The organism is Streptomyces sp. NPDC047971 (genome assembly GCF_040653355.1).
In the GTDB taxonomy this organism is placed as follows: Bacteria; Actinomycetota; Actinomycetes; order Streptomycetales; family Streptomycetaceae; genus Streptomyces.
In genome coordinates this window covers 442,058-467,088 of sequence record NZ_JBEZNW010000001.1, presented here as the reverse complement: position 1 = coordinate 467,088, position 25,031 = coordinate 442,058, and the positions used below count along the sequence as shown (strand labels likewise).

Below are 25,031 nucleotides of genomic sequence, written 5' to 3'. Positions count from 1 at the left end.
GGAAAAGCGTTCGACTGGCGGACGGAGCCGCGCCGTAGGGTGGCCGTCACCATGAGGATCATCGACATTCCCGCGGGCTGGCCCGCCGACGAGACCGCAGCCCGAGCCGCGCAGGGCGAGCTGAGCGGACGCCTCGTGCTCGACGAGCCGGGCCCGGAGCCCGGCACGGGCCATGTCACGGGTCTGGACGTGGCGTACGACGACGAGCGCGATCTCGTCGCCGCGGCGGCCGTCGTGCTCGACGCCCGGACGCTCGCCGTGGTGGAGGAGGCCACGGCGGTCGGCCGGGTCTCGTTCCCCTATGTGCCGGGGCTGCTCGCCTTCCGCGAGATCCCGACGGTGCTGGCCGCACTCGCCTCGCTGGAGAACGACCCCGGTCTTCTGGTCTGCGACGGCTACGGCCTCGCCCACCCGCGCCGCTTCGGTCTCGCCAGCCATCTCGGCGTGCTGACCGGCCGCCCGTCGATCGGCGTCGCGAAGAACCCCTTCACCTTCTCGTACGACCCGCCCGGAGCGGCGCGGGGAGAGGTCAGCCCGCTGGTGGCCGGTGACGAGGAGGTCGGCCGCGCGCTGCGCACCCAGGCCGGGGTGAAGCCCGTCTTCGTCTCCGTCGGCCACCGCGTCTCCCTGGACAACGCCTGCGCCCACACCTTGCTCCTCTCCCCGCGCTACCGCGTCCCCGAGACCACACGGCACGCGGACTCCCTGTGCCGTCGCGCGCTGAAGGAAGCGCTCGGGGGAGCGCCGTGACCGAGTTGATCATCGAGGTGAGGGACCGGGCGCGGCCCGGGCTGTGTCTCCGGACGGCCGGCGACCGGCTGGTCCTCACCCAGGGGGACGATCCGCTGCTGCTCGCGGTCGTGGATCCGCACCTCCACGGTGTCGACTTCTACCGCACGGCCACGCCCCGCCCCCTCCTCCCGCCCCTGCGGGCGGCCGACGCCCGCGCGTACGCCGACCGGCCCGAACGCTGGGCCCACCGCCTCGCCCGCGAGCTGACCGCCGACCCGGACGGGCCGCTGCACGACGGCCGTTGGGTGCTCACGACCGAGACGCAGCCGCAGTGGAACCGGCACGGCGCGGGCCCCGCCGCGTACTGGGAGGAGCTCGTCGTCCCCGGGCATCCCGACGGACACATCGACTGGTTCGTCCACTCCGGTTCCTGGGAGGTGCTGCCCCTGCGCCCGCTCCCCGACGCCGACGACGGCCGCGTCCACGCCTACCGCAAGCAGGCCCGCGCCGGGATCCTGCCCCCGGTCCTGCTCTGGTGGGTGAGCGGGTTCGACTGCTACCTGCTGCTCGACGGGCACGCCCGGCTCGCCGCCGCGATCGCCGAGGACGTCGAACCACCCGTTCTCGTGCTCCGGCGGACCGTCCCGCACGACGAGCGCGAGCGGGGAGAGGCCGAGGCGGCCCTCGCGTACGAGGCCGAACTCGCCCGCTTCCACGCCCTCAGGGCCCGGCACCCCGCCGTCCCCGACGGCGCCGAGACCGCGGGCGGCGTCCTCGTCCGCCGCCTCGAAGAGCTGCGCACCGGCGGCCGTCCCACCTGGGCCTGGCCCCTGGCCGGGGGTGAGCACGAGTGGCAGCGGATCGTGGAGCACCTGAGTACGAGTACGGATGGCGGGCCGCGATCATGGGCGGCACAGTGGGCCTCATGAGAACCCCCGTACGCACCCCGTCGCGTCCCGTCGGACGCGGCACGACCGTGACCCTCGCCGTGGCCGGGCTCGCCGCCCCGGCGTGGGTCGGCGCCATGACCCATGTGCTCGCGGGCCGGGTGATCGCGTGATCGGCACGCTGCAGTGCGTCGTGCTCGACTGTACGGACGTACTCGAACTGGCAAGTTTCTACCAGCAGTTGCTGGGGGGCGAGATCAACCGCCCGGACCCGCAGTGGGCCGTCGGCGACGGTTGGGCCACCCTGCACGACGCCTCGGGCGCGCCGGTGCTCGCCTTCCAGGCGGTGGCCGACCATCGGCCGCCGGTCTGGGGCGCGCCCGAGCAGCAGTTCCATCTGGACGTCCGGGTCGCCGACCTGGAGGTCGCCCACCACGCGGTCCTGGCGCTCGGCGCGTGGCAGCTCGACGTCGGGGACGGCGACCGGGGGTGGCGGATCTACGCCGACCCGGCCGGGCACCCCTTCTGTCTCGTACGCCACTGAGTCCGGTGCCGTACGGCGGCGTGTTCCGCTCCCGTACGGCACCGGGCCCGGGCGTCAGCCCTCGTACGCGACCCGGAAACGGATGCCCGCGGCCCGCAGCCGGTCGAGGAGCGCGTCGCCCATCGCGACCGCCGTCGTGACCTGCCCCGCTGTCTTCGGCAGGTCGTCGAAGGCGAGGCTGAGAGCCGATTCCGCGAGCATCTTCGCCGTCTCGTCGTACCCGGGGTCACCGCCCGACACCTCGGTGAACACGCGCCGTCCGCCGCCCTCGCCGACGAAGCGCACGGAGAACCAGCTGCGTGCGCGGCGCTCCGCGCTGGGGCCGTCGCCCGGCGCGTAACGGTCCATCAGCCAGCTTCGCACGGGCGCGAGTTGGGCGGCGACGACGCCCGTTCCGATCGCGGCGGTGCCGCCGAGCGCCATCGGCAGCGTCTTCACCGACGCGTAGTGCCGGTAGCGGAAGTCCGGGCCGTAGGACTCCAGCGCGCGCGCCGAACGGGCGACCACCTGCGGATCCACCGTCGGAAGGGGCAGCGCCCAGGTGCCGGTCTCCCGGCTGAACCGCGGTGCTCCGAGCGGTGCGCGGGCCCGCCGGCCGACCAGCCGCGGTTCGTGCAGGCGGCGTTCGTGCGAGGCGCGCTGGATCTCCCGGCCGCGTCCCATCGCGGTCAGCGCCGAGGCGAAGGTCCCGCCCGAGAAGACCGCTCCCACGCGGACGAATCCGTCGACCCGCAGCGGCACGTCCCTCGGCAGCCGCTGGACCGTGAAGTAGGCGCCCAGGTCGTGCGGTACGGAGTCGAAGCCGCAGGCGTGGACGATCCGGGCACCCGTCTCCCGGGCCCGCGCGTCGTGCCGCACGTACATCAGGTCGATGAACTCGGACTCGCCGGTCAGGTCCACATAGTCCGTGCCGGCCTCCGCGCAGGCGGCCACCAGGCCCTCGCCGTACCAGACGTAGGGGCCGACCGTGGTGGCCACCACCCGGGTGGACCCGGCCAGTTCGCGGACGGCGTCCGTGTCGCCGGAGTCCGCGACCACCAGCGGCAGCTCCGCGCACCGCGGCCACCGGGCGGCGAGCCGCTCCCGCAGTCCCTCCAGCTTGGCGCGGCTGCGCCCGGCGAGCGCCCACCGGCAGTCGGCCGGCGCGTGTTCGGCCAGATACTCCGCGGTGAGCTCGCCCACGAACCCCGTCGCCCCGAACAGGACCACGTCGTACGTCCGCTCGGCCGTGCCCCGTCCCGTGCCGTTCCCGGTCTCCATCCGGTCCCTCGCCTTCGCCTTCGGCTTCCCCTGAGAGCGCGGAGCCTAGCGCCACGCTCCGCGGGCTCCGTCACCGGTAGTCGTCGGGGTGACCCTGCATCCAGGTGTTGATCCGGTCCCGCGTGCCGATCAGCCGGGTCTGGTGTTTCTTCAGGTTCGCATACGAGCGGTCGCCGGCCAGGGTGGTCCGCAGCTCCTCGGTCCAGGCGATCGGCTCGCGGAAGTGTCCGGGCCCCTTCGGGTCGGCCTTCATCGCGGCGTCGAGCTCCTGGAGCTCGTCGTGGACGCGGCCGAGGAAGTAGGCGCAGTCGGATGCGCAGCTGCCGTTGTAGGTCGCCTGCAGGCCGGCGAAGGCGTCGCGGACCAGGACGGGCGCGGCGGACGGGCTCCCGTCGTCCTCGGCCGGGCCGCCCTCGGCCTGCGTGCCGTCGTCCCCGGCGGCGGTGAGCGGGGTCGAGGTCGCGCCGGGTGTCGCGGCGGCCTGGTCGGGCGACTGCTCCGAGGCGGAGGAGCAGGAGATCAGCAGGGTCGCCGCGAGTGGCGCCGCGATCAGGGCGACCAGAGCCCGTTTCGTTATGGACATGGCAGGACCCTACCGGGACAAGATCCGGATCACCCGCTGCCGTCAGTCGAAATTTCCAAGCGCTTGCTCGGCCGGGGGGCTTGTGCGGAGTGGAACACGTTCCTAGCATCACCGGTGTTACATCATTGGTGTCACACACGGTCCTGGGGGCTCGATGGCAGCACAGGCGAACGGTGGGAACGGCCCGCTCTCCGGGGTGCGCGTGGTCGAGCTGGCGGGGATCGGGCCCGGCCCGTTCGCCGCCATGCTCCTCGCCGACCTCGGCGCCGACGTCGTACGGATCGACCGGCCCGGCGGCCCCGGACTCGGCATCGACCCCGCGTACGACCTCACCAACCGCAACAAGCGTTCCGTCCTGGTCGACCTCAAGGCCGACGGGGGCCCCGCCACCGTCCTGGACCTGGTCGAACGCGCCGACATCCTCGTCGAGGGGTACCGGCCCGGCGTCGCCGAACGCCTCGGCGTCGGTCCGGACGCCTGCCTCGCCCGGAACCCGAGGCTCGTCTACGGCCGGATGACCGGCTGGGGCCAGGACGGACCGCTCGCGGCCAGCGCCGGACACGACATCGCGTACATCGCGATCACCGGCACCCTCGGCATGATCGGCCCCGCCCCGGACGGCCCGCCCACCGTCCCCGCCAACCTCGTCGGCGACTACGCGGGCGGCTCCCTCTACCTCGTCGTCGGCGTCCTCGCCGCGCTCCAGCACGCGCGCACGCACGGCGAGGGCCAGGTCGTCGACGCCGCCATCGTCGACGGCGCCGCCCACCTCGCCACCATGATCCACGGAATGGTGGCGGCCGGTGGCTGGCAGGACCGCCGGGGAGTCAACCTGCTCGACGGCGGCTGCCCCTTCTACGGCACCTACGAGACCTCCGACGGGGGGTACATGGCCGTCGGCGCCCTGGAGCAGCAGTTCTACGAGGAGTTCACGCGCCTGCTCGGCATCGAGGACGTCGCCCCCGCCCGCAAGGACTTCGGCCGCTGGGACGAGCTGCGCGCCGCCGTGGCCGACCGCTTCCGCACCCGTACCCGCGAGGAGTGGACGGCCGTCTTCGAGGGGACGGACGCCTGTGTCGCGCCGGTCCTCTCGATGCGCGAGGCGCCCGCCCACCCGCACCTCGCCGCCCGGGGCACCTTCGTCGAGCACGCCGGCTTCACCCAGCCCGCGCCCGCGCCCCGGTTCTCCGCCACCCCCGGAGCCGTCCGCTCCGCACCCGCCCGGCCGGGCGCCGACACGGAGGCGGTCGCCCGCGACTGGGCCGTCCCCTCGCTGAACGGCCGGGAAGCCACCGTCGACGTCCGCACGGAAGCCCGCGACGCATCACCCCAGGAGCCCGAAGCATGAAGCGCCAGCTCTACACCGACGACCACGAAGCGTTCCGCGGGACCGTCCGCACCTTCCTCGCCAAGGAGGTGCTGCCCCACTACGAGCAGTGGGAGAAGGACGGCATCGTCTCCCGCGAGGCATGGCTGGCGGCCGGCCGCCAGGGGCTGCTCGGTCTCGCCGTCGACGAGGAGTACGGCGGCGGTGGCAATCCCGACTTCCGCTACAGCGCCGTCCTCGCCGAGGAGTTCACCCGGGCCGGCGCGCCCGGCATAGCGCTCGGCCTGCACAACGACATCATCGGGCCGTACCTCACCTCGCTGGCGACCGAGGAGCAGAAGCGCCGCTGGCTGCCCGGGTTCTGTTCGGGCGAGCTGATCACCGCGATCGCGATGACCGAGCCCGGCGCCGGGTCCGACCTCCAGGGGATCAGGACCAGCGCCGAGGACCGGGGCGACCACTGGATCCTCAACGGCTCCAAGACCTTCATCTCCAACGGCATCCTCGCCGACCTCGTGATCGTCGTCGCGCGCACCACCCCCGAGGGCGGCGCCCACGGACTGTCGCTGCTCGTCGTCGAGCGGGGGGCGGAGGGCTTCGAGCGCGGCCGGAACCTCGACAAGATCGGCCAGAAGTCGCAGGACACGGCCGAACTCTTCTTCCGCGACGTGCGCGTGCCCAAGGAGAACCTCCTCGGCGAACTCAACGGCGCCTTCGTCCACCTCATGACCAACCTCGCCCAGGAGCGGATGGCCATCGCCGTGGCCGGCATCGCCGCCGCCGAACACCTCCTGGAGATCACCACCACCTACGTCAAGGAGCGCGAGGCGTTCGGGCGGCCCCTGGCCAGACTGCAGCACATCCGCTTCGAGATCGCCGAGATGGCCACCGAGTGCGCCGTCACCCGCACCTTCCTCGACCGCTGCATCGTCGACCACGCGAACGGCGAACTCGACGCCGTCCACGCCTCGATGGCCAAGTGGTGGGCCACCGAGCTGCAGAAGCGCGTCGCCGACCGCTGTCTGCAACTGCACGGGGGATACGGCTACATGGCCGAATTCCCGGTGGCCAGGGCCTTCACCGACGGCCGCATCCAGACCATCTACGGCGGGACGACCGAGATCATGAAGGAGATCATCGGCCGCTCCCTGCTCGGCTGACCTCCCGCTTCCCCACCCTCCTGAAAGGCTTCTCGTGAGCACCGAAGCGTACGTGTACGACGCGATCCGCACCCCGCGCGGACGCGGCAAGGCCAACGGCGCCCTGCACGGCACCAAGCCCATCGACCTGGTCGTCGGCCTCATCCACGAGATCCGGGCCCGCTTCCCCGGACTCGACCCGGCCGCGATCGACGACATCGTCCTCGGCGTCGTCGGCCCCGTCGGTGACCAGGGCTCCGACATCGCCCGGGTCGCCGCGATCGCGGCGGGACTGCCCGACACGGTCGCCGGTGTCCAGGAGAACCGCTTCTGTGCCTCGGGCCTCGAAGCGGTCAACATGGCCGCGATGAAGGTCCGGTCGGGCTGGGAGGACCTCGTCCTCGCCGGCGGCGTCGAGTCCATGTCGCGCGTCCCCATGGCCTCGGACGGCGGTGCCTGGTTCGCCGACCCGATGACCAACTACGAGACGGGCTTCGTCCCCCAGGGCATCGGCGCCGACCTCATCGCCACCATCGAGGGCTTCACCCGCCGCGACGTCGACGAGTACGCGGCGCTCTCCCAGGAGCGCGCCGCGGCCGCCTGGAAGGACGGCCGCTTCGACCGCTCCGTCGTCCCGGTCACGGACCGCAACGGCCTGGTCGTCCTCGACCACGACGAGCACATGCGCCCCGGCACCACCGCCGACTCGCTCGCCGCCCTCAAGCCCTCCTTCGCCGCCATCGGCGACATGGGCGGCTTCGACGCCGTCGCGCTGCAGAAGTACCACTGGGTCGAGAAGATCGACCACGTCCACCACGCCGGCAACTCCTCCGGCATCGTCGACGGCGCCTCCCTCGTCGCCATCGGCTCCAAGGCGGTCGGCGAGCGCCACGGACTCACCCCGCGCGCCCGGATCGTGGCCGCGGCGGTCTCCGGCTCCGAGCCGACCATCATGCTCACCGGGCCCGCGCCCGCGACCCGCAAGGCGCTCGCCAAGGCCGGCCTGACCATCGACGACATCGACCTCGTGGAGATCAACGAGGCGTTCGCCGGAGTCGTGCTCCGCTTCGTCAAGGACATGGGCATCAGCCTGGACAAGGTCAACGTCAACGGCGGCGCGATCGCGCTCGGCCACCCGCTCGGCGCCACCGGGGCGATGATCCTCGGCACCCTCGTCGACGAGCTGGAGCGCCAGGACAAGCGCTACGGCCTGGCCACGCTGTGCGTCGGCGGCGGCATGGGCATCGCCACCATCGTCGAGCGCGTCTGACCGTCCGTCCCACCAGCCTTACGGAGAAGCAGCAATGAGCCAGAGCACCACCATCCGCTGGGAGCAGGACGAGACCGGCATCGTCACCCTCGTCCTCGACGACCCGAACCAGTCCGCGAACACCATGAACCAGGCGTTCAAGGACTCCATCGCGGCGATCGCCGACCGGGCGGAGGCCGAGAAGGACTCCATCCGCGGCATCATCTACGCCTCCGCCAAGAAGACCTTCTTCGCGGGCGGCGACCTCAAGGACATGATCCGGCTGCGCCCGGAGGACGCGAAGATCGCCTTCGACACCGGCACCGAGATCAAGCGCTCGCTGCGCCGCATCGAGACCCTCGGCAAGCCGGTCGTCGCCGCCATCAACGGCGCGGCCCTCGGCGGCGGCTACGAGATCGCCCTCGCCTCCCACCACCGCGTGGCGCTCGACGCGCCCGGATCCAAGATCGGCCTGCCCGAGGTCACCCTCGGACTCCTCCCCGCGGGCGGCGGCGTCACCCGCACCGTCCGGCTCATGGGGATCGCCGACGCCCTCCTCAAGGTGCTCCTCCAGGGCACCCAGTACTCCCCGCGACGCGCGCTGGAGAACGGCCTCGTCCACGAGGTCGCCACCACGCCCGAGGAGATGCTCGCCAAGGCACGCGCCTTCATCGACGCGAACCCCGAGTCGTGGCAGCCCTGGGACGTCAAGGGGTACAAGATCCCCGGCGGAACCCCGTCGAACCCGCGGTTCGCCGCCAACCTCCCGGCCTTCCCGGCCAACCTGAAGAAGCAGCTGAACGGCGCGCCCTACCCGGCGCCGCGCAACATCCTCGCGTGCGCCGTCGAGGGCTCCCAGGTCGACTTCGAGACCGCGCTGACCATCGAGGCCCGCTACTTCACCGAGCTGGTCACCGGCCAGACCGCGAAGAACATGATCCAGGCGTTCTTCTTCGACCTCCAGGCCGTCAACTCCGGCGCCAACCGCCCCCAGGGCTTCGAGCAGCGCCCGGTCCGCAAGGTCGCCGTCCTCGGCGCGGGCATGATGGGCGCCGGAATCGCCTACTCCTGCGCCCGCGCGGGCATCGAGGTCGTCCTCAAGGACGTCACCGCGGAGGCGGCGCAGCGCGGCAAGGAGTACTCGGAGAAGCTGCTCGCCAAGGCGCTCTCGCGGGGCCGCACGACCGAGGCGAAGCGCGACGAACTGCTCGCCCGGATCACCCCGACGGGCGACGCGGCCGACCTGGCGGGCTGCGACGCCGTGATCGAGGCCGTCTTCGAGGACACCGCGCTCAAGCACAAGGTGTTCGAGGAGATCCAGGACGTCGTCGAGCCGGACGCGCTGCTCTGCTCCAACACCTCGACCCTGCCCATCACGGTGCTCGCCGAGGGGGTGGAGCGCCAGGAGGACTTCATCGGCCTGCACTTCTTCTCGCCGGTGGACAAGATGCCGCTGGTCGAGATCATCAAGGGCGAGCGGACCGGGGACGAGGCGCTGGCGCGCGCCTTCGACCTGGTGCGGCAGATCAACAAGACGCCCATCGTCGTCAACGACTCGCGGGGCTTCTTCACCTCCCGCGTGATCGGGCAGTTCATCAACGAGGGCGTCGCGATGGTCGGCGAGGGGGCCGACCCGGTCTCCGTCGAGCAGGCCGCCGCCCAGGCCGGCTACCCGGCCAAGGTCCTGTCCCTGATGGACGAGCTGACCCTGACCCTGCCCCGCAAGATCCGCAACGAGACCCGGCGCGCGATCGAGGAGGCCGGCGGCACCTGGGCCGGGCACCCCTCGGACGCGGTGATCGACCGGATGGTCGACGAGTTCGGTCGTACGGGACGCAGCGGCGGAGCCGGCTTCTACGAGTACGGCGAGGACGGCAAGCGGGCCGGGCTGTGGTCCGGCCTCCGCGAGCACTTCACCCGGACCGATGTGGACATCCCCTTCGAGGACATGAAGGAGCGCATGCTCTTCTCGGAGGCGCTGGACTCCGTGCGCTGCCTGGAGGAGAACGTCCTCACCTCGGTCGCCGACGCCAACATCGGCTCCATCATGGGCATCGGCTTCCCCGCGTGGACCGGTGGCGTGCTCCAGTACATCAACGGGTACGAGGGCGGGCTGCCCGGTTTCGTGGCGCGCGCCCGCGAGCTGGCGGAGAAGTACGGGGACCGCTTCCAGCCGCCCGCGCTGCTGGTGGCGAAGGCGGAGCGGGGAGAGGTGTTCACCGACCAGCCCGGCCAGGGCTGAGGGCCGGCGGACTAGGGCGTCCTGAAGGCCGTTCGCAGCTCCTCGCTCAGGGAGCGCTGGAACGCGGTGACGAGGGCCTGGATCACCATCGGCTGCATGTGCGCGGAGAGCGATTTCATGGCGGCGACGTGGTCCGGGTCCTCGGCGCTCTCCCGGTACGGGTTCCACACCTCGTCCTGGAAGAGCCGGGAGAGCTCCTGCGCCGCGGCGCGGGCGTGCTCCAGGAGGACCGTGCGGGAGGCGAGGATCGTCTCGTGCGCGATGGGCACGTCGAGGAGCTCCACCCCGAGGCGCAGCAGCGTCGCGTCGAGCCGGAAGACGTCCGGGTCCGCGGTCCTGTCGAGGACGCCCATGGCGGCGAGCCGGTCGACGTCGGGGTCGGCGAGGGCGCGCCCCGCGCGCCGTTCCAGCTCGCGCCGGGTGATCTCCTCGGCGGACTCCGGGGCCCAGGAGGCGACCAGGGCCCGGTGGACGGCGAGGTCCCGCGCGCTGAGGTCGGGCGGCAGCTGGTGGAGGTAGCGCTCGATCGCGGCGAGCGTCATGCCCTGCCGCTGGAGCTCCTCGATCAGCGCCAGCCGGGAGAGGTGGTCGGGTCCGTAGTGTCCGACCCGCCGCGGCCCGATGGCCGGCGGCGGGAGCAGCCCCTTGGTGCTGTAGAAGCGGACGGTCCGCACGGTGACGCCCGCCCGCGCGGCCAGCTCGTCGACGGTGAACGTCGGCGGCTGCTCCTCGGTCTCGGTGCCCATCTGAGCTGCCTCGCTTCCGGTGCCGTGCCCGTTCCCCATCGGTGCAACAGTATTGCTGTCTCACCAGCGTTGTAAAAGTGTTCGCGCGGTGTCAGTGGTGCCTCGTACGGTGGAGAGATGTCGGGGATCACGTACGTACGGGGGGACGCCACCGCCCCCGGGGGCAAGGGCGTCAAGATCATCGCGCATGTCTGCAACGACCTGGGCGGCTGGGGCAAGGGATTCGTCCTCGCGCTGTCGCGGCGCTGGCCGGAGCCGGAGGCGGCCTACCGCCGCTGGCACCGGGAGCGCGCGCGGAACGACTTCGGGCTCGGCGCGGCCCAGTTCGTGCCGGTCGGGCCGTATGTCTGGGTGGCCAACCTGGTGGGCCAGCGCGGCATCAGGACCGGCCGGAGCACCGGTGTGCCCGTGCGGTACGAGGCGATCGACGCGGCGCTCGGGCTGCTCGCCGACAAGGCGGAGGAGCTGGGGGCGTCCGTGCACATGCCGCGAATCGGGTGCGGTCTCGCCGGCGGGAAGTGGGCGCGGGTGGAGCCGCTGGTCGCCGAGCGGCTCACGGCCAGGGGGATACCGGTCACGGTCTACGACTTCGAGCCCTGACGGGGCCCGGGGCTCCGCCCCACCCGCGCGTCGCCTGGCGTGTACCTGCCGCTAGAGTCACGTGCTTGTTCGAATTTGGGGATCGGTGACTGGGGAGGGTCATGTACACGGAACTCAGGGAGACGGCCACGGAGTTGGCCGCGGTCCTGTGGCGGGAGCACACCGTGTACCGGGAGCGGGGCGGCGGCGTGGTGATCCGCGGCGAGCACGTGGGGCGCTGGATCAGCCTGGCCCCGACCGGTGGCAAGGATCAGGCGCGGCTGCGGGCCGGACGCCTCCTCGACGGCGGCACCACGGCGCCCGCCCGCGCGGAGATCGTCGTCGACCTCACGGCGGGGACGACGGAACTGGCCGCGGTCTGCCGCCGCCTGCTCGCCGCCGTCGCCGAGACGGAGCCGGCGCGGGCCCGCACGGAGCGTCCCGGTCGAGCCGGGCGCGTCGCGCGCGAGGAGCGCCCGGCCAAGCCCGCCCGCCCGCGCAGGAGCCGCCACACGAGCTTCGGCTCCTGGATGGTCCTCATCTGTGTGGCGGGGGTCGTGGGCCTCTGGGTGTACACCCAGTTCGGGAGGTACGGGTACTAGGTGGAGGGATCACGAGCGTTGTCGACGCGGGTGATGGGCGGGCACTCGTCGGACACGGCCCGGCAGCCGGCTCAGGTTCCGGGGAGGATGCGGCGCGTCTCGTAGGCCCACATCGCGATCTCGACCCGGTTCCGGGCGCCGAGTTTGGCCATCAGGCTGGCCAGATGCGTCTTCACCGTGCTGAGGCTGATGTGCAGTGAGTCGGCGATCTCGGTGTTGGTCAGGCCGCGAGCGACGGCGAGGAGCACCTGCTCCTCGCGGGCGGTGACGGGGGAGACCGGCTGGGCCACGGGCCGGCCCGCGGGGAGGTCCGCGAACGCCCTGAGCAGACGGACGGTGACGCTGGGCGCGATGAGCGCCTCACCTTCCGACGCCGACCGCACGGCCTGCGCCAGAAGGTCCGGTCCCGTGTCCTTGAGGAGGAATCCGCGGGCGCCGGCACGCAGCGCGCCGTAGACGTACTCGTCGAGGTCGAACGTGGTGATGACGACCACGGCTGGCGGGTCGGCGACGCCCGGGCCGGCCACCAGCCGGGTGGCCTCCAGCCCGTCGAGCACCGGCATGCGGATGTCGAACAGGCAGACGTCGGGGCGCAGTTCGCGGGCCAGACGTACCGCCTCCCGTCCGTCGGCGGCCTCGCCGACCACCTCGATGCCGGGCTGGGCGTTCAGCATGATCCGCAACCCGGTGCGGATGATCGTCTGGTCGTCAGCGACGAGGACGCGAATGGACACCGCTCTCGCTCCTCGCTCTCGGCAGTTCGGCGTCGACATGCCAGCCCCGGTCGGTACCCGGGCCGGCTCGTAGTGTGCCGCCGAGCAGCGTCGCGCGCTCGCGTAGTCCGGTAAGTCCGTATCCGTCGCGACCCCGGCCGGTGCGCCGGCCGTTGTCGCGCACGCTCACCCGCACCAGGTGCCGTTCCGCGGCGACCCGGACGACGACCTCGGTCGCGTCGACCGCATGGCGCAGCGCGTTGGTCACCGACTCCTGCACGATCCGGTAGACGGCCGCGTCCACGGCAGGCTGCAGCGCGTCCAGTTCGCCGTCGAGTCCCAGGTCGACCCTGAGGCGGCCACCCGGGGTGCGCACCAGGCGCTCCAGATCCGCGACACCTGCGGGCGGCGCCAGCTCGGCGCCGACCCCGCGGTCACGCAACGCGGCCACCATGGCGCGCATCTCCTCCAGCGTGCGCGCCCCTTCCTCCTCGACCCCCTCCAGCGCCTCGACGGCGGCGGACGGGTCCGTGCCCGCGAGCACCCGGCCGGCCTGGGCGATGATCACCATGGCCGACACGTGGTGGGCCACCGTGTCGTGCAGTTCCCGGGCGAGCTGCTCGCGCTCGCGGGAGCGCACCTGCTCCGTCTGTCGCTCGCGAGCGGTCACCCGGAACCGCACGGCGGCTCCGACCGCACCGGGCACCAGCAGGAAGGCGAGGCCCACGACGTTTTCGACGACCGGGGTCTCGTCCGTGACGGAACACAGCGCGCCGGCCGCCAGGATCACCGCGCCGCCCAGCACGACCTCGCGTCCCGATCCCCACCGGGGCAGCGCGTACACCAGCACGAGCACGACCGCGCCGGTGTACAGGCCGACGGGCTCGCGCGGTGCGGCGACGAGCGAGGCCGCCTGAAGCAGGATCACCGAGCCGAACGCCAGCGTCACCATCGCCAGCGGACGGGTCCGGCGCCACAGGGGCAGCAGGCACAGCCATACGGCGAACACCACCGCCACCGGCCGCCACACGACGTTCTCGCGCAGGCCGGCCTCCAGCACCACACCGCCCAGGCTCACGGCGAGCAGCGCCCGGTCCCGCCACACCCGGGCGGGCGCGTCGGGCGGCCGGGGTTCGGTCCACAGGGTTCGCAGGTCGTCTCGGAGCACGGTTCTCAGCCTAGGGACCGCGGCGCGGCGCGCATCGGCCGAAAGGACGGGTCGTCACTCCGCCCCGGGGCCGACGGATCCGCGGCCCGCGGGCCGATGTCGCGGAGCGCCGTGGCAAGGAGCCTCGGCATCGGCGGCCGCACAAGGACGGCCGACGAGGTGGTTGGAGGACCCGATGCTCTCGAAAGCCCTGTTGCGCCTGGGCGCAGGCGCCGCCCGCCATCCCTGGCGGGTGATCGCGGCATGGCTGGTCGCGGCCACGCTCGCCGTCCTCGCCGCGGTGGCCTTCGGCGGGCGGACCGCGGACTCGATGACCGCTCCGGGACTGGACTCCCAGCGGGCCGCGGAACTGATCGAGCGGGCCGGCACCGGCCAGGAGGGTATGACGGCCCACATGGTCGTCACCCCCCTCGACGACGGTGCGACGTTCCTCGACGACGACGGCGCGCGCACCGCTCTCACGCGGCTGCGTGCCGAGGTGCAGCGGCTGCCGCACGTGCTCGGCACGAGCGACCCGGCGGGGGCGCTCACGGCGGGCGGGGACACCGCCGTGCGCGGCGGCCTCGTCTCGGCCGACGGGCGGATCGCGGTCGTCCGGGTGCAGTACCCCGACCAGAGCCGGCTCTCGGCCGAAGACCTCGACGCCCTCGTCGCCCTCGGCGACCGGCTGCGCGCCGAACTGCCGCTGCGCATCGAGATGGGCGGGCACCTCTTCTACGCCTTCTCCGACCCCGACGGCGGCGTGAGCGAGCTGATCGGCCTCCTCGCCGCGGCGGCGATCCTGTTCCTCGCGTTCGGTTCGCTCGTCGCCGCCGCGCTGCCGATCGGCATGGCGGTCTTCGGGCTGACCGTCGGGATCGCCACGATGACGGTACTGGCGGGGATGACGGAGGTCCCCGCCTTCGCACCGGTCCTGGGCAGCATGGTCGGGCTCGGAGTGGGCATCGACTACGCGCTGTTCGTGCTCGCCAGGCACCGGGAGTACCTCGCGTGCGGGCTCGATCCGCAGGCGGCAGCCGGACGAGCGGTGGCGACGGCGGGGCGGCCGGTGGTCTTCGCCGGCGGCACCGTCGTCGTGTCGATCCTCGGCCTGGCCGTCGCGAACGTGCCGTTCATGACGGTGGGCGGGCTCGCCGTCTCGATGGTCGTCCTGACGATGGTGCTCGCGTCGGTGACGCTGCTGCCGGCCTTCCTCGGCGCGGCGGGCCCGCGGCTGGGCCGGCCCGGCCGGATCGGCCGTGCCCTTCGGGCCGGGCGGTCGGGCCGCCTCGGCCGACGGCGGGACACGGCGGCCGGGCCCGTCCCCGCCGCCGGGTGGCGGCGCTGGCTCGGGCACGTCGGCCGGCACCCGGTGCCGTACGCGGCCGGCGCCGCGGCGCTGCTGCTGACGGCGACGCTGCCCGTGCTCGGCCTGCGCGTCGGCCTGCCCGACGACGGCTCGCTTCCGCAGAGCCGTACCGAGCGCCGGGCCTACGACCTCGTCGCCGAGGGATTCGGCCCGGGCACCAACGGTCCCCTCGTCATCGCCGCGGACCCCGCCGGTGATCCGGGTGCGCTGGACCGTCTCGTCTCGACGGTCGCGGCGGATCCGGGCATCGCGTCCGTCGCGCCGACGCACATCGATCGGGCCACCGGCATCGCGACCCTCGTGGTGTTCCCGACGACCGGCCCTCAGGACAGGGCCACGGCCGACACCCTCGCCCGGCTGCGCGCCGAGGTGCTGCCCGCGGCGATCGGGCACGGTCCGGCCAGGGCGCACGTCGGCGGCGCCGCCGCGAGCCTGTCCGATGTGGGCCGACGCACCAGCGAACGCCTGCCGGTGTTCGTCGCCGCCGTGCTGGCGATGTCGTTCCTGCTGCTGATGCTGGTCTTCCGCTCGGTCGTCGTGCCGCTCAAGGCGGTACTGCTGAACCTGCTGAGCATCGGTGCGGCCTACGGCATCATGGTCGCGGTCTTCCAGTGGGGCTGGGGAGGCGCGTTCATCGGGCTGGAAGCGACGGTTCCGATCGTGTCGTTCATCCCGATGTTCCTCTTCGCCATCCTGTTCGGCCTGTCGATGGACTACGAGGTGTTCCTCCTCTCCCGCGTGCGGGAGGAGTACGTGCGCACCGGCGACAACGCCGCGGCGGTCGTGGAGGGCATCTCGGGCACCGCCCGGATCATCACCTCGGCGGCCCTCATCATGGTGGCGGTCTTCCTGTCCTTCTCCGTCGCCGACGACCCCTCCGCCAAGATGTTCGGGCTCGGCCTGGCCACCGCGATCTTCATCGACGCCACGGTCGTACGCATGGTGCTGGTACCGGCGACTATGACACTCCTCGGCCGGACCAACTGGTGGCTGCCGAAGTGGCTGGACCGGATGCTGCCCCGCGGCCCGGTCGGCACCGACGACGCCGACGCGCCATCCACGGGTGGGGCCCCGCGTCCACGCCTGGTCGACCGGTGACGCGACTCCTGCCCGCCCCGGGCGTCAGCCACCTCGGCGCGGCAGGGCGCCGGCGCCCCGCCATGACCGGCCGGTCATGGCGGGGCGGTGCGCTCAGTAGGCCGTCACAGGGTAGTGGTCGGAGAGGTTGGTGTACGTGTACTTCGTGCCCCAGCTGGAGACCGTCCAGGGCGCCGTCGACTCCAGGACCACGTTGTTCGTCCAGTTCGCCGGCCGGGCGTTGCCCGAGCGGTACAGGACGTAGTCGAGGTCCTCGCGCGGGTCGTCCGGGTAGCGCTCGGAGGCGATCGAGTTCAGCTCCGTGTCGAAGGAGTACGGGTGGCCGGTGCGGGCGTCCGCGCCGGCGAGGCCGGCGTCGCTCAGCATGGTCGCGTACTCGGGCGTCCGGGAGTCCACGTTGAAGTCGCCCGCCACGATCACCTGCTCGTTCGCCGGGATGTTCTTGGCGTCGAGGAAGGCGTCCATCGCCTTGAACTGGCGGCTGCGCATCTGCGCCGCCTCGCCGGCCGAGCAGCCCGGGTCGGTGGACTGGGCGTGCGTGCCGACGACGTGGACCCGGGCGCCGTTGACGTCCAGGACGGTGTAGACGAAGCCCTTGTTCGAGTACCAGTCCGCGCCGCACGCGTCCTTGTAGACGTACTGCTCCTTGCGGACGATCGGCCACTTGCTGAGGATCGTCACGCCCCCGTCCTCGGGGGTGGTGGCGGAGTAGGCCCCGCTGGTGGCGTCCCAGCCGCTCTTGCTCCGGCCCATGACGGGGGTCTGGTACGGGTACTGGGCGGACGAATTCGCCTTGAGGGCGTCCGAGGAGGAGTTGTCGAACGCCTCCTGGATCACGACGACGTCCTGGCCCTGGTAGAAGCCGGCGGCGGGGATCGCCTTGGCGCGGTGGTCCTGGCCCCAGTTCGGGTAGAGCGTCTTGCTGAAGAGGAAGGTGTTGTAGCTGAGCACCTTCAGGCGCGGCGCCTCGGCGGCCGAGGCCGAGGGGGCTGCCGTGGCCAGGGTCGCGGCGGCGAGCGCCAGGGACAGGGCGGCGCCGGAGGCACGACGGCGGTGAGCGGCGATCGGCACAGAAACTCCCGTGTGTGGGTGGGGGGTTGGTGCGGCGCGGCACATCAAATCAGCCGTAGTTACCTTCCGGTAGACTCTGGGCGGCGGGAATCTTGCGTGGTCGGCACGAACATGCCAACAGTCGGGCACCCGCCGAGATTGTCGCCTTTTCGAGCAGGTATCATGCGCGCATGACCCTCGCGCAGAACTCGACGATCTTCGACATGGACCTCGGTCCGCTCAACCCCGTCACGGCTGAGCTCATCCTCGGCGTGGTGTTGTTCGCCCTCACCTTCCTGATCCTGGCGAAGGGCATCCTGCCGAAGATCAACCGCACCCTCACCGAGCGTGAGGACGCCATCGCCGGCGGCACCGAGCGCGCCGACGACCTGCGCGCCGAGGCCACCCGGATCCGCGAGCAGTACGAGGCCGAGCTCGCCGAGGCCCGCCACGACGCCGCCCGCATCCGCTCCAAGGCCACCGAGGACGGCACGGCCGCCATCGCCGCCGCCCGCGCCGAGGGCCTCGCCGAGCGCGAGGCGATCCTGGCCGCCGGTGCCGCGCGCATCGCCGAGGAGCGCGCCGCCGCCGAGCGCGAGCTCTCCTCCGACGTCGACGCCTGGGCCCGCGCCCTGGCCGGCCGCATCGTCGGCGAGCCCGTCGGCGCCGACCGCGCCTGACCCCCACGCACCACGAGATCGGGGCCGCGCCCCGGGCCGAGGCCCGGGACGCGGCCCCGACCCATGTGTGCCCGTTGCCGCGGATGCCCGGCCGTAGCACGCTGAGAACGTGAGGAGAGTGCCCATGACCGGACCGACCCGGCCCGTGGGGCCCGCCCGGCCCACGACCGACGAGGGCCCGAAGGGGACCGCGCCGGAGCCGCCGCCCGTCGGCGGTGTGCTGTGGAGCGTCGCGGGGGACGTCCGGGGCCTGCTGATGCTGCCCTCCGCGCTCGCCCTCCAGGTCGCCCACCCCGCCGTCGGCGCGGGCGTCGACCAGTACTCCGTCTTCCGCACCGACCCCTGGGGCCGCGGCGAGCGCTCCCTGCGCTCCGCCCTGCTCTGGGTGTACGGGGGAGAGGACGCGGCCGAGGAGGGGCGCCGGCTCCGGAAGCTCCACCGGACCATCCAGGGCACCGACGCCCACGGCCGCCGCTACCACGCCCTCACCCCCTCGAACTACGCCTGGGTGCATGCCACCGGCTTCCCCGTCTACCGCCACGGCCTGCGCCTGCTCCACCGCCCGCTCACCGAGGCCCAGGAGCGCAGGCTCTACGCCGAGTGGCTCCAGGTCGGCCGCATCCTCGGCATCCACGACCGGGACATGCCCCAGACGATCGAGGAGTTCTGGCCGTACTACCGCAAGATGCTCGGTGAGCTGGAGGCAACGGTCGTCCTGCGCGAGCTCGTCGCCACCGACCAGCCGGTACCGCCGCCCGACCGAGGCCCCCTGCCGCTGCGGCTGCTGCTCCGGGCGGCGTGGCCGGTGCTCCTGCCCCGCCTCGCCCGCTTCCGTTCCTTCGTCACCGTCGGCCTCATGCCACCGGACGCCCGCGAGGCCGTCGGCCTGGAGTGGACCGACGAGCAGGAGCGACGGCTGCGCCGGTTCGCCCGGGTCGTACGGGCCGTGGTGCCCGTACTCCCCGAGCGGCTGCGCTACCTGCCGATCGCCCGGGAGGCGCGTCGCGCGGCACGGCTCAGCGGGACAGCCCGCCGCGCCTGATCACCTCCGCGTACCAGCGCGCGCTGTCCTTCGGGGTACGGCGCTGGCTCGCGAAGTCCACGTGCACGATGCCGAACCGCTTGCCGTAGCCGTACGCCCACTCGAAGTTGTCGAGCAACGACCACAGGAAGTACCCGCGCACATCGACGCCGTCGGCGATCGCCCGGTGCACCGCCGCGAGATGCGCGTCGACGTACGCCACCCGCTCCGGGTCGTGGACCTCGCCCTCCGGGTCCGCGTAGTCGTCGTACGCGGCGCCGTTCTCGGTGATCAGCAGCGGGATCTCCGGCAGCTCGTCGCGCAGCCGCACCAGCAGCTCGTGCAGGCCGTCCGCGTCCACCGGCCAGTCCATCGCCGTGCGCGGCCCGGGTACGGACGGGAAGCCGACCCGGTCGGACGCGCCCGGCCAGGGGGACGGCGACTCCGAGGTGCCCGCGGCGACGACGGAGGGCGCGTAGTAGTTGATCCCGAGCGAGTCGATCGGCGTGGAGATCGCCTCCAGGTCGCCGCCCCGGACGAAGGACCAGTCCGTGATCGACCGGGTGTCCTCGACCAGATCGGCCGGCAGCCGGCCGTGGAAGACCGGGTCGAGGAAGATCCGGTTGCCGACCGCGTCGATCCGACGGGCGGCGTCCACGTCCTCGGGGGCGTCCGAACGGGCCCTGATCGCATGGAGGTTGAGGGTCAGGGAGAGTTCCGCCGTGGACGGCACGGACGCGCGGAGCACGCCGGCGGCCAGACCATGGGCCAGATTGAGATGGTGCGCGGCCCGCAGCGCGGCCGCGTCGTCGGTGCGGCCCGGGGCGTGCACCCCCGAGCCGTAGCCCAGAAAGGCCGCGCACCACGGCTCGTTCAGGGTCGTCCAGGTGGTGATCCGGTCGCCGAGCGCCTCCGCGGCGAGACCGGCGTACTCGGCGAACCGCTCGGCGGTCGCCCGCTCCGGCCAGCCGCCCGCGTCCTCCAGCTCCTGGGGGAGGTCCCAGTGGTAGAGGGTCGCGACGGGACGGATCCCGGATTCGAGCAGCTCGTCGGCGAGGGAGCGGTAGAAGTCGAGGCCCTTCTGCACGGCCGGTCCTCGCCCGGTCGGCTGGATCCGGGACCAGGACAGGGAGAAGCGGTAGTCCGTCAGGCCCAGCTCCCGCATCAGGGCGACGTCCTCGCGCATCCGATGGTAGTGGTCGGCGGCGATGTCACCCGTGTCGCCGTTGCGCACCTTGCCCGGCGTGCGACTGAAGGTGTCCCAGATGGAAGGGGTACGGCCGTCCTCGGCCGCCGCGCCCTCGATCTGGTACGCGGCGGTGGCCGCGCCCCAGCGGAATCCTTCAGGGAAGAGAGCGTTCATGAAGGGCGAACTCCTGTGAGAATGAGGGGGGATACGGGTCGGTTCCGTACGGCAGGGGCAGGGGCAGGGGCAGGGGCAGGGGCAGGGGCAGGGGCCGACGGTCGACGGTCGACGGCCGGCCCGGTCGGCTCAGCCCTTGACGGCGCCCTGCATGATGCCGCCCACGATCTGCCGGCCGAGGAGACCGAAGACGAGCAGGACCGGCAGGGTGCCGAGCAGCGTGCCCGCCATGATCACGGACTGGTCGTGGACATAGCCGCCGCCCAGCTGACGCAGCGCGACCTGCACCGTCGGCTCCTGCGAGGACAGCGCGACGATCGGCCAGAAGAAGTCGTTCCAGGCGGCCATGAAGGTCAGCAGTCCGAGCACCGCCATCCCGGGCCGGGCGACGGGCACCACGATCGACCAGAAGATCCGGGCCGAGGACGCCCCGTCGACCCGCGCCGCCTCGATCAGCTCGTCCGGCAGCGACTGGACCAGGTACTGGCGCATGAAGAAGACGCCGAAGGCGGAGACGAGTCCGGGCAGGATCACGGACTGCAGCTGGTTCACCCAGCCCAGCTCGGCGATCAGCATGAAGAGCGGGATCACTCCGAGCTGCGGCGGGATCATCATCGTGCCGACCGTGATCGCGAGCAGCGCGCCCCGGCCGCGGAAGCGCAGCTTGGCGAAGGCGAACCCGGCCAGCGTGCAGCACAGCACGGTGCCGACGGTGATGGAGCCCGAGACCACGAGGGAGTTGAAGAGGGCCTTCCCGATGTCCGCCTCCTCCATCACCGCCTCGAAGTTGCGGAAGAGGTTGGGGCCGGGAAGCAGGGTCGGCGGCACCTGCGCCAGATCGGCGTTGGAACGGCTCGCGGCGACGATCGTCCAGTAGAACGGGAAGGCGGAGACGAGGACGGCGAGGACCAGGATCGCGTACGTGATCCGGCCCCCGTGGCCCGTACGGCCGGCGACACGCGTGGTCATGCCCGGCCCTCCTTCCGTGAACGGCGGCGCACGATCAGGGCGTTGACCCCGACCAGGACGAGAATGAGCAGGAACATCAGCCAGGCGATGGCGGCGGCCCGGCCGAGGTGGAAGAAGCCCCAGCCCTGTTCGTACAGATAGAGCCCGAGCGTCTGGTACTGGTGGGAGATGCCGCCCGAGATCGACCCCTCGAAGAGCAGCGGCTCACCGAAGAGCTGGGTCGCGCCGATGGTGGAGACGACCGTGGTGAAGACGATCGTCGGACGCAGCCCGGGCAGGGTGACGTGGAAGAACTGGCGCCACCGCGAGGCGCCGTCCATCTCCGCCGCCTCGTACAGCTCGGCGGGGATGGACTGCATGCCGGCGAGGTAGATCAGGGCGTTGTAGCCGGTCCAGCGCCAGATCACGATGGAGGAGACGGCGATCTGCGAGGCGAGCGTGCCGTTCTGCCAGTCGACCGGATCGAAACCGAGCAGCGAGAGGGCGTAGTTGACGAGTCCGTAGTCATGCCCGAAGAGCTGGGCGAAGACGAGCGTGGCGGCGGCCACCGACGTGGCGTACGGCAGCAGCATCGCCGTGCGGAAGAAGGTCCGGCCGCGCAGCTTGTAGTTGAGCAGATGGGCCAGGCCGAGCGCCATCGCGAGCTGCGGCACGGTGGACAGTACACCGATCGTGAAGGTGTTGCGCAGCGCGGTCCAGAAGAACTCGTCGGTGAGCAGCGCCGCGTAGTTGCCCAGGCCGCGCCACTCCATCTCGCCGGGGGTCTGCAGCTCGACCCGGTAGAGCGAGACGAAGGCGGTGTAGAGGAGCGGGAAGAGCCCGAACGCCGCGAACAGGGTGAAGAACGGGGCGAGATAGGCGTACGGGACGAGGGCGGCCCACCTGCGGCGGTGCGCCCGGCGGGTGGACCGGGCAGGCGGCGGCGGGACGGGCGCCGTCGCCTGCCCGGAGGCGGTGAGGGTCACGTTGCGGCCCTTCGGGGTGGTCGGGAGAGGTGCGGGTGAGGCCGGCCGGGGCCGGCGGGGCGGAGGCGGCCGGGACGGCGGCCTCCCGGTGCGGAGCGGCGCCCGGGGCGTGCGGCTCCGAACCGGGGCAGGGGGCCGGGGAGGCCCCTGCCCGGCGCTCAGCCGATGGCGTTCTCGACGCCCTTCCGCGCGTTCGACCACGCCTTCTCCGGGCTGGTGCCCTTGCGCTCCACCTCGCTCAGCGCGTTGGTGATCTGGTCGGCGACGTTCTTGTCGTGGATTCCGAGCACCTGCACCGGCGCCGCCTTGGCCGCGTCACCGAAGATCTGGCCGATCGGGGCTCCGGAGAAGTACGGGTCGGTCGCCGACGAGACCTGGGCGATGGCGTCGGTGGAGGAGGGGAAGTTGCCCTGCTTGGTGAAGAGGGTGGCCTGCTGCTCGGGGGCGGTGAGCCACTTGATCAGCTCGTACGCCTCCTTCTTGTGCTTGGCCGCGCGCGGTACGGCGAGGTAGGAGCCGCCCCAGTTCCCGGCGCCGCCGGGCAGCTTGGCGATGTCCCACTTGCCCTTGCCCGCGTCACCGGCCTGGCCCTTGATGTAGCCCAGCATCCAGGCGGGGCAGGGGAGCGTCGCGAAGGAGCCGGTCGAGAACGCCTGGTTCCACTGGGGCGACCACTGGTCGAGCTTGGCGCTCAGACCCTCCTGCGCGGCCTTCGTCGAGGCGTCCCAGGCGGACTTCACGGCGGGGTTGTCGGCGTAGACGAGCTTCCCGGACGCGTCGTAGTACCGCTCCTCCTCCTGGCCGATCATGACCGCGTAGAGACTGCCGACGCTGTCCACCCAGGCGCTCTTGGCGGGGGCCTTGGCCTTGTACTGCCGGCCGAGCTCCAGGTAGCCGTCCCAGGTGGACCACTTCTGGGCGAGCTCGGCCCGGTCCGTCGGGAGTCCGGCCTGCTGGAACAGGTCCGTGCGGTAGCACATCGCCTCGGGGCCGACGTCCGTGCCGAGTCCCAGGACCTTGCCGTCCTTCGTGGTCGCGGCGGACCACTTCGCGGCGGCGAACTCGCCCTTCAGGGCGTCCGCGCCGTACTTCGTCAGGTCCTCGAACTTGTCCGACTGCTGCTGGGTGACCGAGGCGATCCGTCCGACCTCCAGGCCCTGGACGTCGGCGAGTCCGCCCCCGCCGGCCAGCCTGGTCTGGAGCGACTTCCAGTAGTCCTGCTCGTCCTCGGTGTCGGACTGCTTGATGGTGACGTTCGGGTGGAGCTTCTCGTACGCGGCGTACAGCCCGGCCTCCTTGTAGCCGAAGGAGCCGTAGAGGTCGACGGTGATCGTGACCTTTCCGCCCGCGCTGTCGGAGGCGCCGTCGGATCCCCCGGATCCGCAGGCTGCGAGCAGGGCGCCGGTGAGGACGACGGCGCCGAGACGTGCGGCGGTCGAACGGGCGGATCGGGCAGTGGGCATGGGAAGCCTCCGTCTTGAGAGCGCTCTCAGGAATGCGTCAGGAGCGTGCCTCTCCGGTGAGGTTCCCGTCAAGAGTCGAACGCGTAACAGCTCGATGTACCGGCGCCGTTCGCCCCGGAGTTCAAGGCCCTTACACGGACTTCCTGGGCGGCCTCCGTCACGCGGAGGCGCGCAGGACCAGCTCGGTCGGGGTGATCACGGGCTCGACGGCACCCGCGCCGTCCAGGGTGCGCATCAGGAGTCGTACCATCAGCCGGCCCATGCCCTCGATGTCCTGGCGGACGGTCGTGAGCGGGGGATCGGTCGCCTCGGCCACCTGCAGCATGTCGTCGAAGCCGACGAGCGCCACGTCCTCGGGGACCCGGCGGCCCTGCTCGCGCAGGACCTGCAGCGCGCCCGAGGCCATCAGGTCGTTCGCCGCGAAGACGGCGTCCAGGTCGGGGCGGCGGGCCAGGAGTTCGCTCATCGCCCGGGCCCCGCTCTCCTCCGTGAAGGCGCCCTCGGCGACCAGGTCGGGCCCGCCGTCGGGGAGTTCGTCCCGGTATCCGTCGAGACGGTCGAGCGCGGACGTCTGGTCGCGCGGTCCGGTGATGTGCGCGATGTTCCGGCGGCCGAGCGAGCGGAGGTGGCGCACGGCGGTGCGGGCCCCGCCGCGGTTGTCGCAGTCGACGTACGGGACCTGTGGCTCGTCCTCGGGGCCGGTCCAGCCGGGGCGCCCGCCGAAGACCGTGGGCACCTGGACCCGTCGGACGATCTCGGGGAGTTCGTCGTCGTTGTGGAGCGAGAACGCCAGCGCGCCGTCGACGTGGCCGCCTCCGAGATAGCGGGCGATCCGCTCGTGATCGCCCGGTCCCTCCACCCAGAGCAGCACCAACTGGGCGTCATGCAGGGTGAGTTCCCGACTGATGCCGCGCACCTGCTGCTCGAAGAACGGGTCCGAGAAGATCCGGAACTCGGGTTCGGCGATGATCACGGCGACGGCGCCGTTGCGCCGGGTCACCAGGGTCCGCGCCGCGTGGTTGGGGATGTACCCGAGCTCCTCGACGGCCCGGCGCACCTTCTCGGCCAGGGCCTCGCGGACGCCGGCCCCGCCGTTGACGACGCGGGACACCGTGGCCCGGGACACCCCGGCGCGCGCGGCGACGGCTTCCAGGGTCGGACGCGTCCCGGACGTCGGCTCGCTCAAGGTGGCTCCTCACGGACACGGTGGGTGACGGCGCTACAGCGTCGAGGGTATCCGGTGACGGGCGGGTGGTTCCGTCCCGGGGAAAGCGCTCTCGGTTCGACGGCGGGCCCGACCGGC

General features: G+C 72.3%; 24 protein-coding genes. 13 read left to right on the top strand and 11 right to left on the bottom strand.

Features of this window, described 5'->3' with window-relative positions; translation table 11 throughout:
- The first annotated feature begins 51 nt into the window (after window positions 1–51).
- Genes AB0D99_RS02025 through AB0D99_RS02010 form a run of 4 tightly spaced genes read left to right on the top strand, consistent with a single transcriptional unit; the run spans window position 52 to window position 2,163 of the window.
- Window positions 52–750 carry an endonuclease V gene (locus AB0D99_RS02025; RefSeq protein WP_362355792.1) on the top strand — a complete coding sequence of 233 codons (699 nt, stop codon included), beginning with the start codon at window positions 52–54 and terminating at the stop codon, window positions 748–750.
- A complete protein-coding gene (locus AB0D99_RS02020; RefSeq protein WP_362355790.1) occupies window positions 747–1,661 on the top strand; it encodes a hypothetical protein in 915 nt (304 codons plus the stop codon). The genes AB0D99_RS02025 and AB0D99_RS02020 overlap by 4 nt, the downstream gene beginning before the upstream one ends.
- On the top strand, window positions 1,658–1,792 hold the full coding sequence (locus tag AB0D99_RS02015) for a hypothetical protein (protein ID WP_362355788.1): 135 nt from the start codon (window positions 1,658–1,660) through the stop codon (window positions 1,790–1,792). The genes AB0D99_RS02020 and AB0D99_RS02015 overlap by 4 nt, the downstream gene beginning before the upstream one ends.
- Window positions 1,789–2,163, top strand: coding sequence for a VOC family protein (locus AB0D99_RS02010; RefSeq protein WP_362355786.1), 375 nt, complete (start codon window positions 1,789–1,791; stop codon window positions 2,161–2,163). Before AB0D99_RS02015 ends, AB0D99_RS02010 begins: the two co-directional genes overlap by 4 nt.
- Before the next feature lie 54 nt (window positions 2,164–2,217).
- Here AB0D99_RS02010 and AB0D99_RS02005 read toward each other — a convergent pair whose 3' ends face one another.
- Together AB0D99_RS02005 and AB0D99_RS02000 are read right to left on the bottom strand one after the other, a co-directional pair.
- Entirely contained in the window at window positions 2,218–3,423 is a 1,206-nt protein-coding gene (locus tag AB0D99_RS02005) for a saccharopine dehydrogenase NADP-binding domain-containing protein (protein ID WP_362355784.1), read from the bottom strand.
- 70 nt (window positions 3,424–3,493) lie between these two features.
- Window positions 3,494–4,006 (bottom strand): hypothetical protein, encoded by a 513-nt coding sequence (locus AB0D99_RS02000; protein ID WP_362355782.1) that lies wholly within the window; start codon window positions 4,004–4,006, stop codon window positions 3,494–3,496.
- Between the two features lie 154 nt (window positions 4,007–4,160).
- On the opposite strand from AB0D99_RS02000, the gene AB0D99_RS01995 reads away from it, so the two are divergent.
- The 4 genes from AB0D99_RS01995 to AB0D99_RS01980 are packed head-to-tail and all read left to right on the top strand — an operon-like array spanning window position 4,161 to window position 9,963.
- Window positions 4,161–5,354, top strand: a complete 1,194-nt coding sequence (locus tag AB0D99_RS01995) for a CaiB/BaiF CoA-transferase family protein (RefSeq protein WP_362355780.1) — start codon at window positions 4,161–4,163, stop codon at window positions 5,352–5,354.
- Window positions 5,351–6,493: an acyl-CoA dehydrogenase family protein gene (locus AB0D99_RS01990; RefSeq protein ID WP_362355778.1), complete on the top strand. Its 1,143-nt coding sequence runs from the start codon at window positions 5,351–5,353 to the stop codon at window positions 6,491–6,493. The genes AB0D99_RS01995 and AB0D99_RS01990 overlap by 4 nt, the downstream gene beginning before the upstream one ends.
- A gap of 34 nt (window positions 6,494–6,527) precedes the next feature.
- Complete coding sequence (locus AB0D99_RS01985; RefSeq protein WP_362355776.1) at window positions 6,528–7,742, top strand: acetyl-CoA C-acetyltransferase; 1,215 nt, start codon at window positions 6,528–6,530, stop codon at window positions 7,740–7,742.
- Between the two features lie 34 nt (window positions 7,743–7,776).
- Entirely contained in the window at window positions 7,777–9,963 is a 2,187-nt protein-coding gene (locus tag AB0D99_RS01980; protein ID WP_362355774.1) for a 3-hydroxyacyl-CoA dehydrogenase NAD-binding domain-containing protein, read from the top strand.
- A gap of 11 nt (window positions 9,964–9,974) precedes the next feature.
- On the opposite strand, the gene AB0D99_RS01975 is transcribed toward AB0D99_RS01980, so the two are convergent.
- Window positions 9,975–10,709 carry a MerR family transcriptional regulator gene (locus AB0D99_RS01975; protein ID WP_362356047.1) on the bottom strand — a complete coding sequence of 245 codons (735 nt, stop codon included), beginning with the start codon at window positions 10,707–10,709 and terminating at the stop codon, window positions 9,975–9,977.
- A 117-nt stretch (window positions 10,710–10,826) separates the two neighbouring features.
- Between AB0D99_RS01975 and AB0D99_RS01970 the strand changes: the two genes are divergently transcribed.
- Together AB0D99_RS01970 and AB0D99_RS01965 are read left to right on the top strand one after the other, a co-directional pair.
- A complete protein-coding gene (locus AB0D99_RS01970; RefSeq protein ID WP_362355772.1) occupies window positions 10,827–11,309 on the top strand; it encodes a macro domain-containing protein in 483 nt (160 codons plus the stop codon).
- Between the two features lie 101 nt (window positions 11,310–11,410).
- Window positions 11,411–11,890: a hypothetical protein gene (locus AB0D99_RS01965; protein WP_362355770.1), complete on the top strand. Its 480-nt coding sequence runs from the start codon at window positions 11,411–11,413 to the stop codon at window positions 11,888–11,890.
- A 71-nt stretch (window positions 11,891–11,961) separates the two neighbouring features.
- Here AB0D99_RS01965 and AB0D99_RS01960 read toward each other — a convergent pair whose 3' ends face one another.
- Both AB0D99_RS01960 and AB0D99_RS01955 read right to left on the bottom strand, forming a co-directional pair.
- Window positions 11,962–12,624: a response regulator transcription factor gene (locus tag AB0D99_RS01960; RefSeq protein WP_362355768.1), complete on the bottom strand. Its 663-nt coding sequence runs from the start codon at window positions 12,622–12,624 to the stop codon at window positions 11,962–11,964.
- On the bottom strand, window positions 12,599–13,771 hold the full coding sequence (locus AB0D99_RS01955) for a histidine kinase (RefSeq protein ID WP_362355766.1): 1,173 nt from the start codon (window positions 13,769–13,771) through the stop codon (window positions 12,599–12,601). Before AB0D99_RS01955 ends, AB0D99_RS01960 begins: the two co-directional genes overlap by 26 nt.
- A 175-nt stretch (window positions 13,772–13,946) precedes the next feature.
- Here AB0D99_RS01955 and AB0D99_RS01950 point away from each other — a divergent pair, with 175 nt between their 5' ends.
- Window positions 13,947–16,217: an MMPL family transporter gene (locus AB0D99_RS01950; RefSeq protein WP_362355764.1), complete on the top strand. Its 2,271-nt coding sequence runs from the start codon at window positions 13,947–13,949 to the stop codon at window positions 16,215–16,217.
- A gap of 93 nt (window positions 16,218–16,310) precedes the next feature.
- Here the strand turns inward: AB0D99_RS01950 and sph are convergent, their stop codons facing one another.
- On the bottom strand, window positions 16,311–17,333 hold the full coding sequence (sph, locus tag AB0D99_RS01945) for a sphingomyelin phosphodiesterase (protein WP_362355762.1): 1,023 nt from the start codon (window positions 17,331–17,333) through the stop codon (window positions 16,311–16,313).
- Window positions 17,334–17,458: 125 nt separating this feature from the next.
- Between sph and AB0D99_RS01940 the strand changes: the two genes are divergently transcribed.
- Complete coding sequence (locus tag AB0D99_RS01940) at window positions 17,459–17,947, top strand: hypothetical protein (RefSeq protein WP_362355760.1); 489 nt, start codon at window positions 17,459–17,461, stop codon at window positions 17,945–17,947.
- A gap of 124 nt (window positions 17,948–18,071) precedes the next feature.
- Window positions 18,072–18,989 (top strand): oxygenase MpaB family protein, encoded by a 918-nt coding sequence (locus AB0D99_RS01935; protein ID WP_362355758.1) that lies wholly within the window; start codon window positions 18,072–18,074, stop codon window positions 18,987–18,989.
- On the opposite strand, the gene AB0D99_RS01930 is transcribed toward AB0D99_RS01935, so the two are convergent.
- From AB0D99_RS01930 to AB0D99_RS01910, 5 genes are all read right to left on the bottom strand, one after another.
- Window positions 18,964–20,331 (bottom strand): GH1 family beta-glucosidase, encoded by a 1,368-nt coding sequence (locus tag AB0D99_RS01930; protein ID WP_362355756.1) that lies wholly within the window; start codon window positions 20,329–20,331, stop codon window positions 18,964–18,966. The genes AB0D99_RS01935 and AB0D99_RS01930 overlap by 26 nt on opposite strands.
- A gap of 129 nt (window positions 20,332–20,460) precedes the next feature.
- Window positions 20,461–21,300, bottom strand: coding sequence for a carbohydrate ABC transporter permease (locus AB0D99_RS01925; RefSeq protein WP_362355754.1), 840 nt, complete (start codon window positions 21,298–21,300; stop codon window positions 20,461–20,463).
- Window positions 21,297–22,136 (bottom strand): sugar ABC transporter permease, encoded by an 840-nt coding sequence (locus AB0D99_RS01920; RefSeq protein ID WP_362356045.1) that lies wholly within the window; start codon window positions 22,134–22,136, stop codon window positions 21,297–21,299. Before AB0D99_RS01920 ends, AB0D99_RS01925 begins: the two co-directional genes overlap by 4 nt.
- A gap of 287 nt (window positions 22,137–22,423) precedes the next feature.
- A complete protein-coding gene (locus AB0D99_RS01915) occupies window positions 22,424–23,728 on the bottom strand; it encodes an extracellular solute-binding protein (protein ID WP_362355752.1) in 1,305 nt (434 codons plus the stop codon).
- A gap of 157 nt (window positions 23,729–23,885) precedes the next feature.
- Window positions 23,886–24,914, bottom strand: a complete 1,029-nt coding sequence (locus AB0D99_RS01910; protein WP_362355750.1) for a LacI family DNA-binding transcriptional regulator — start codon at window positions 24,912–24,914, stop codon at window positions 23,886–23,888.
- Between the last annotated feature and the right edge of the window lie 117 nt (window positions 24,915–25,031).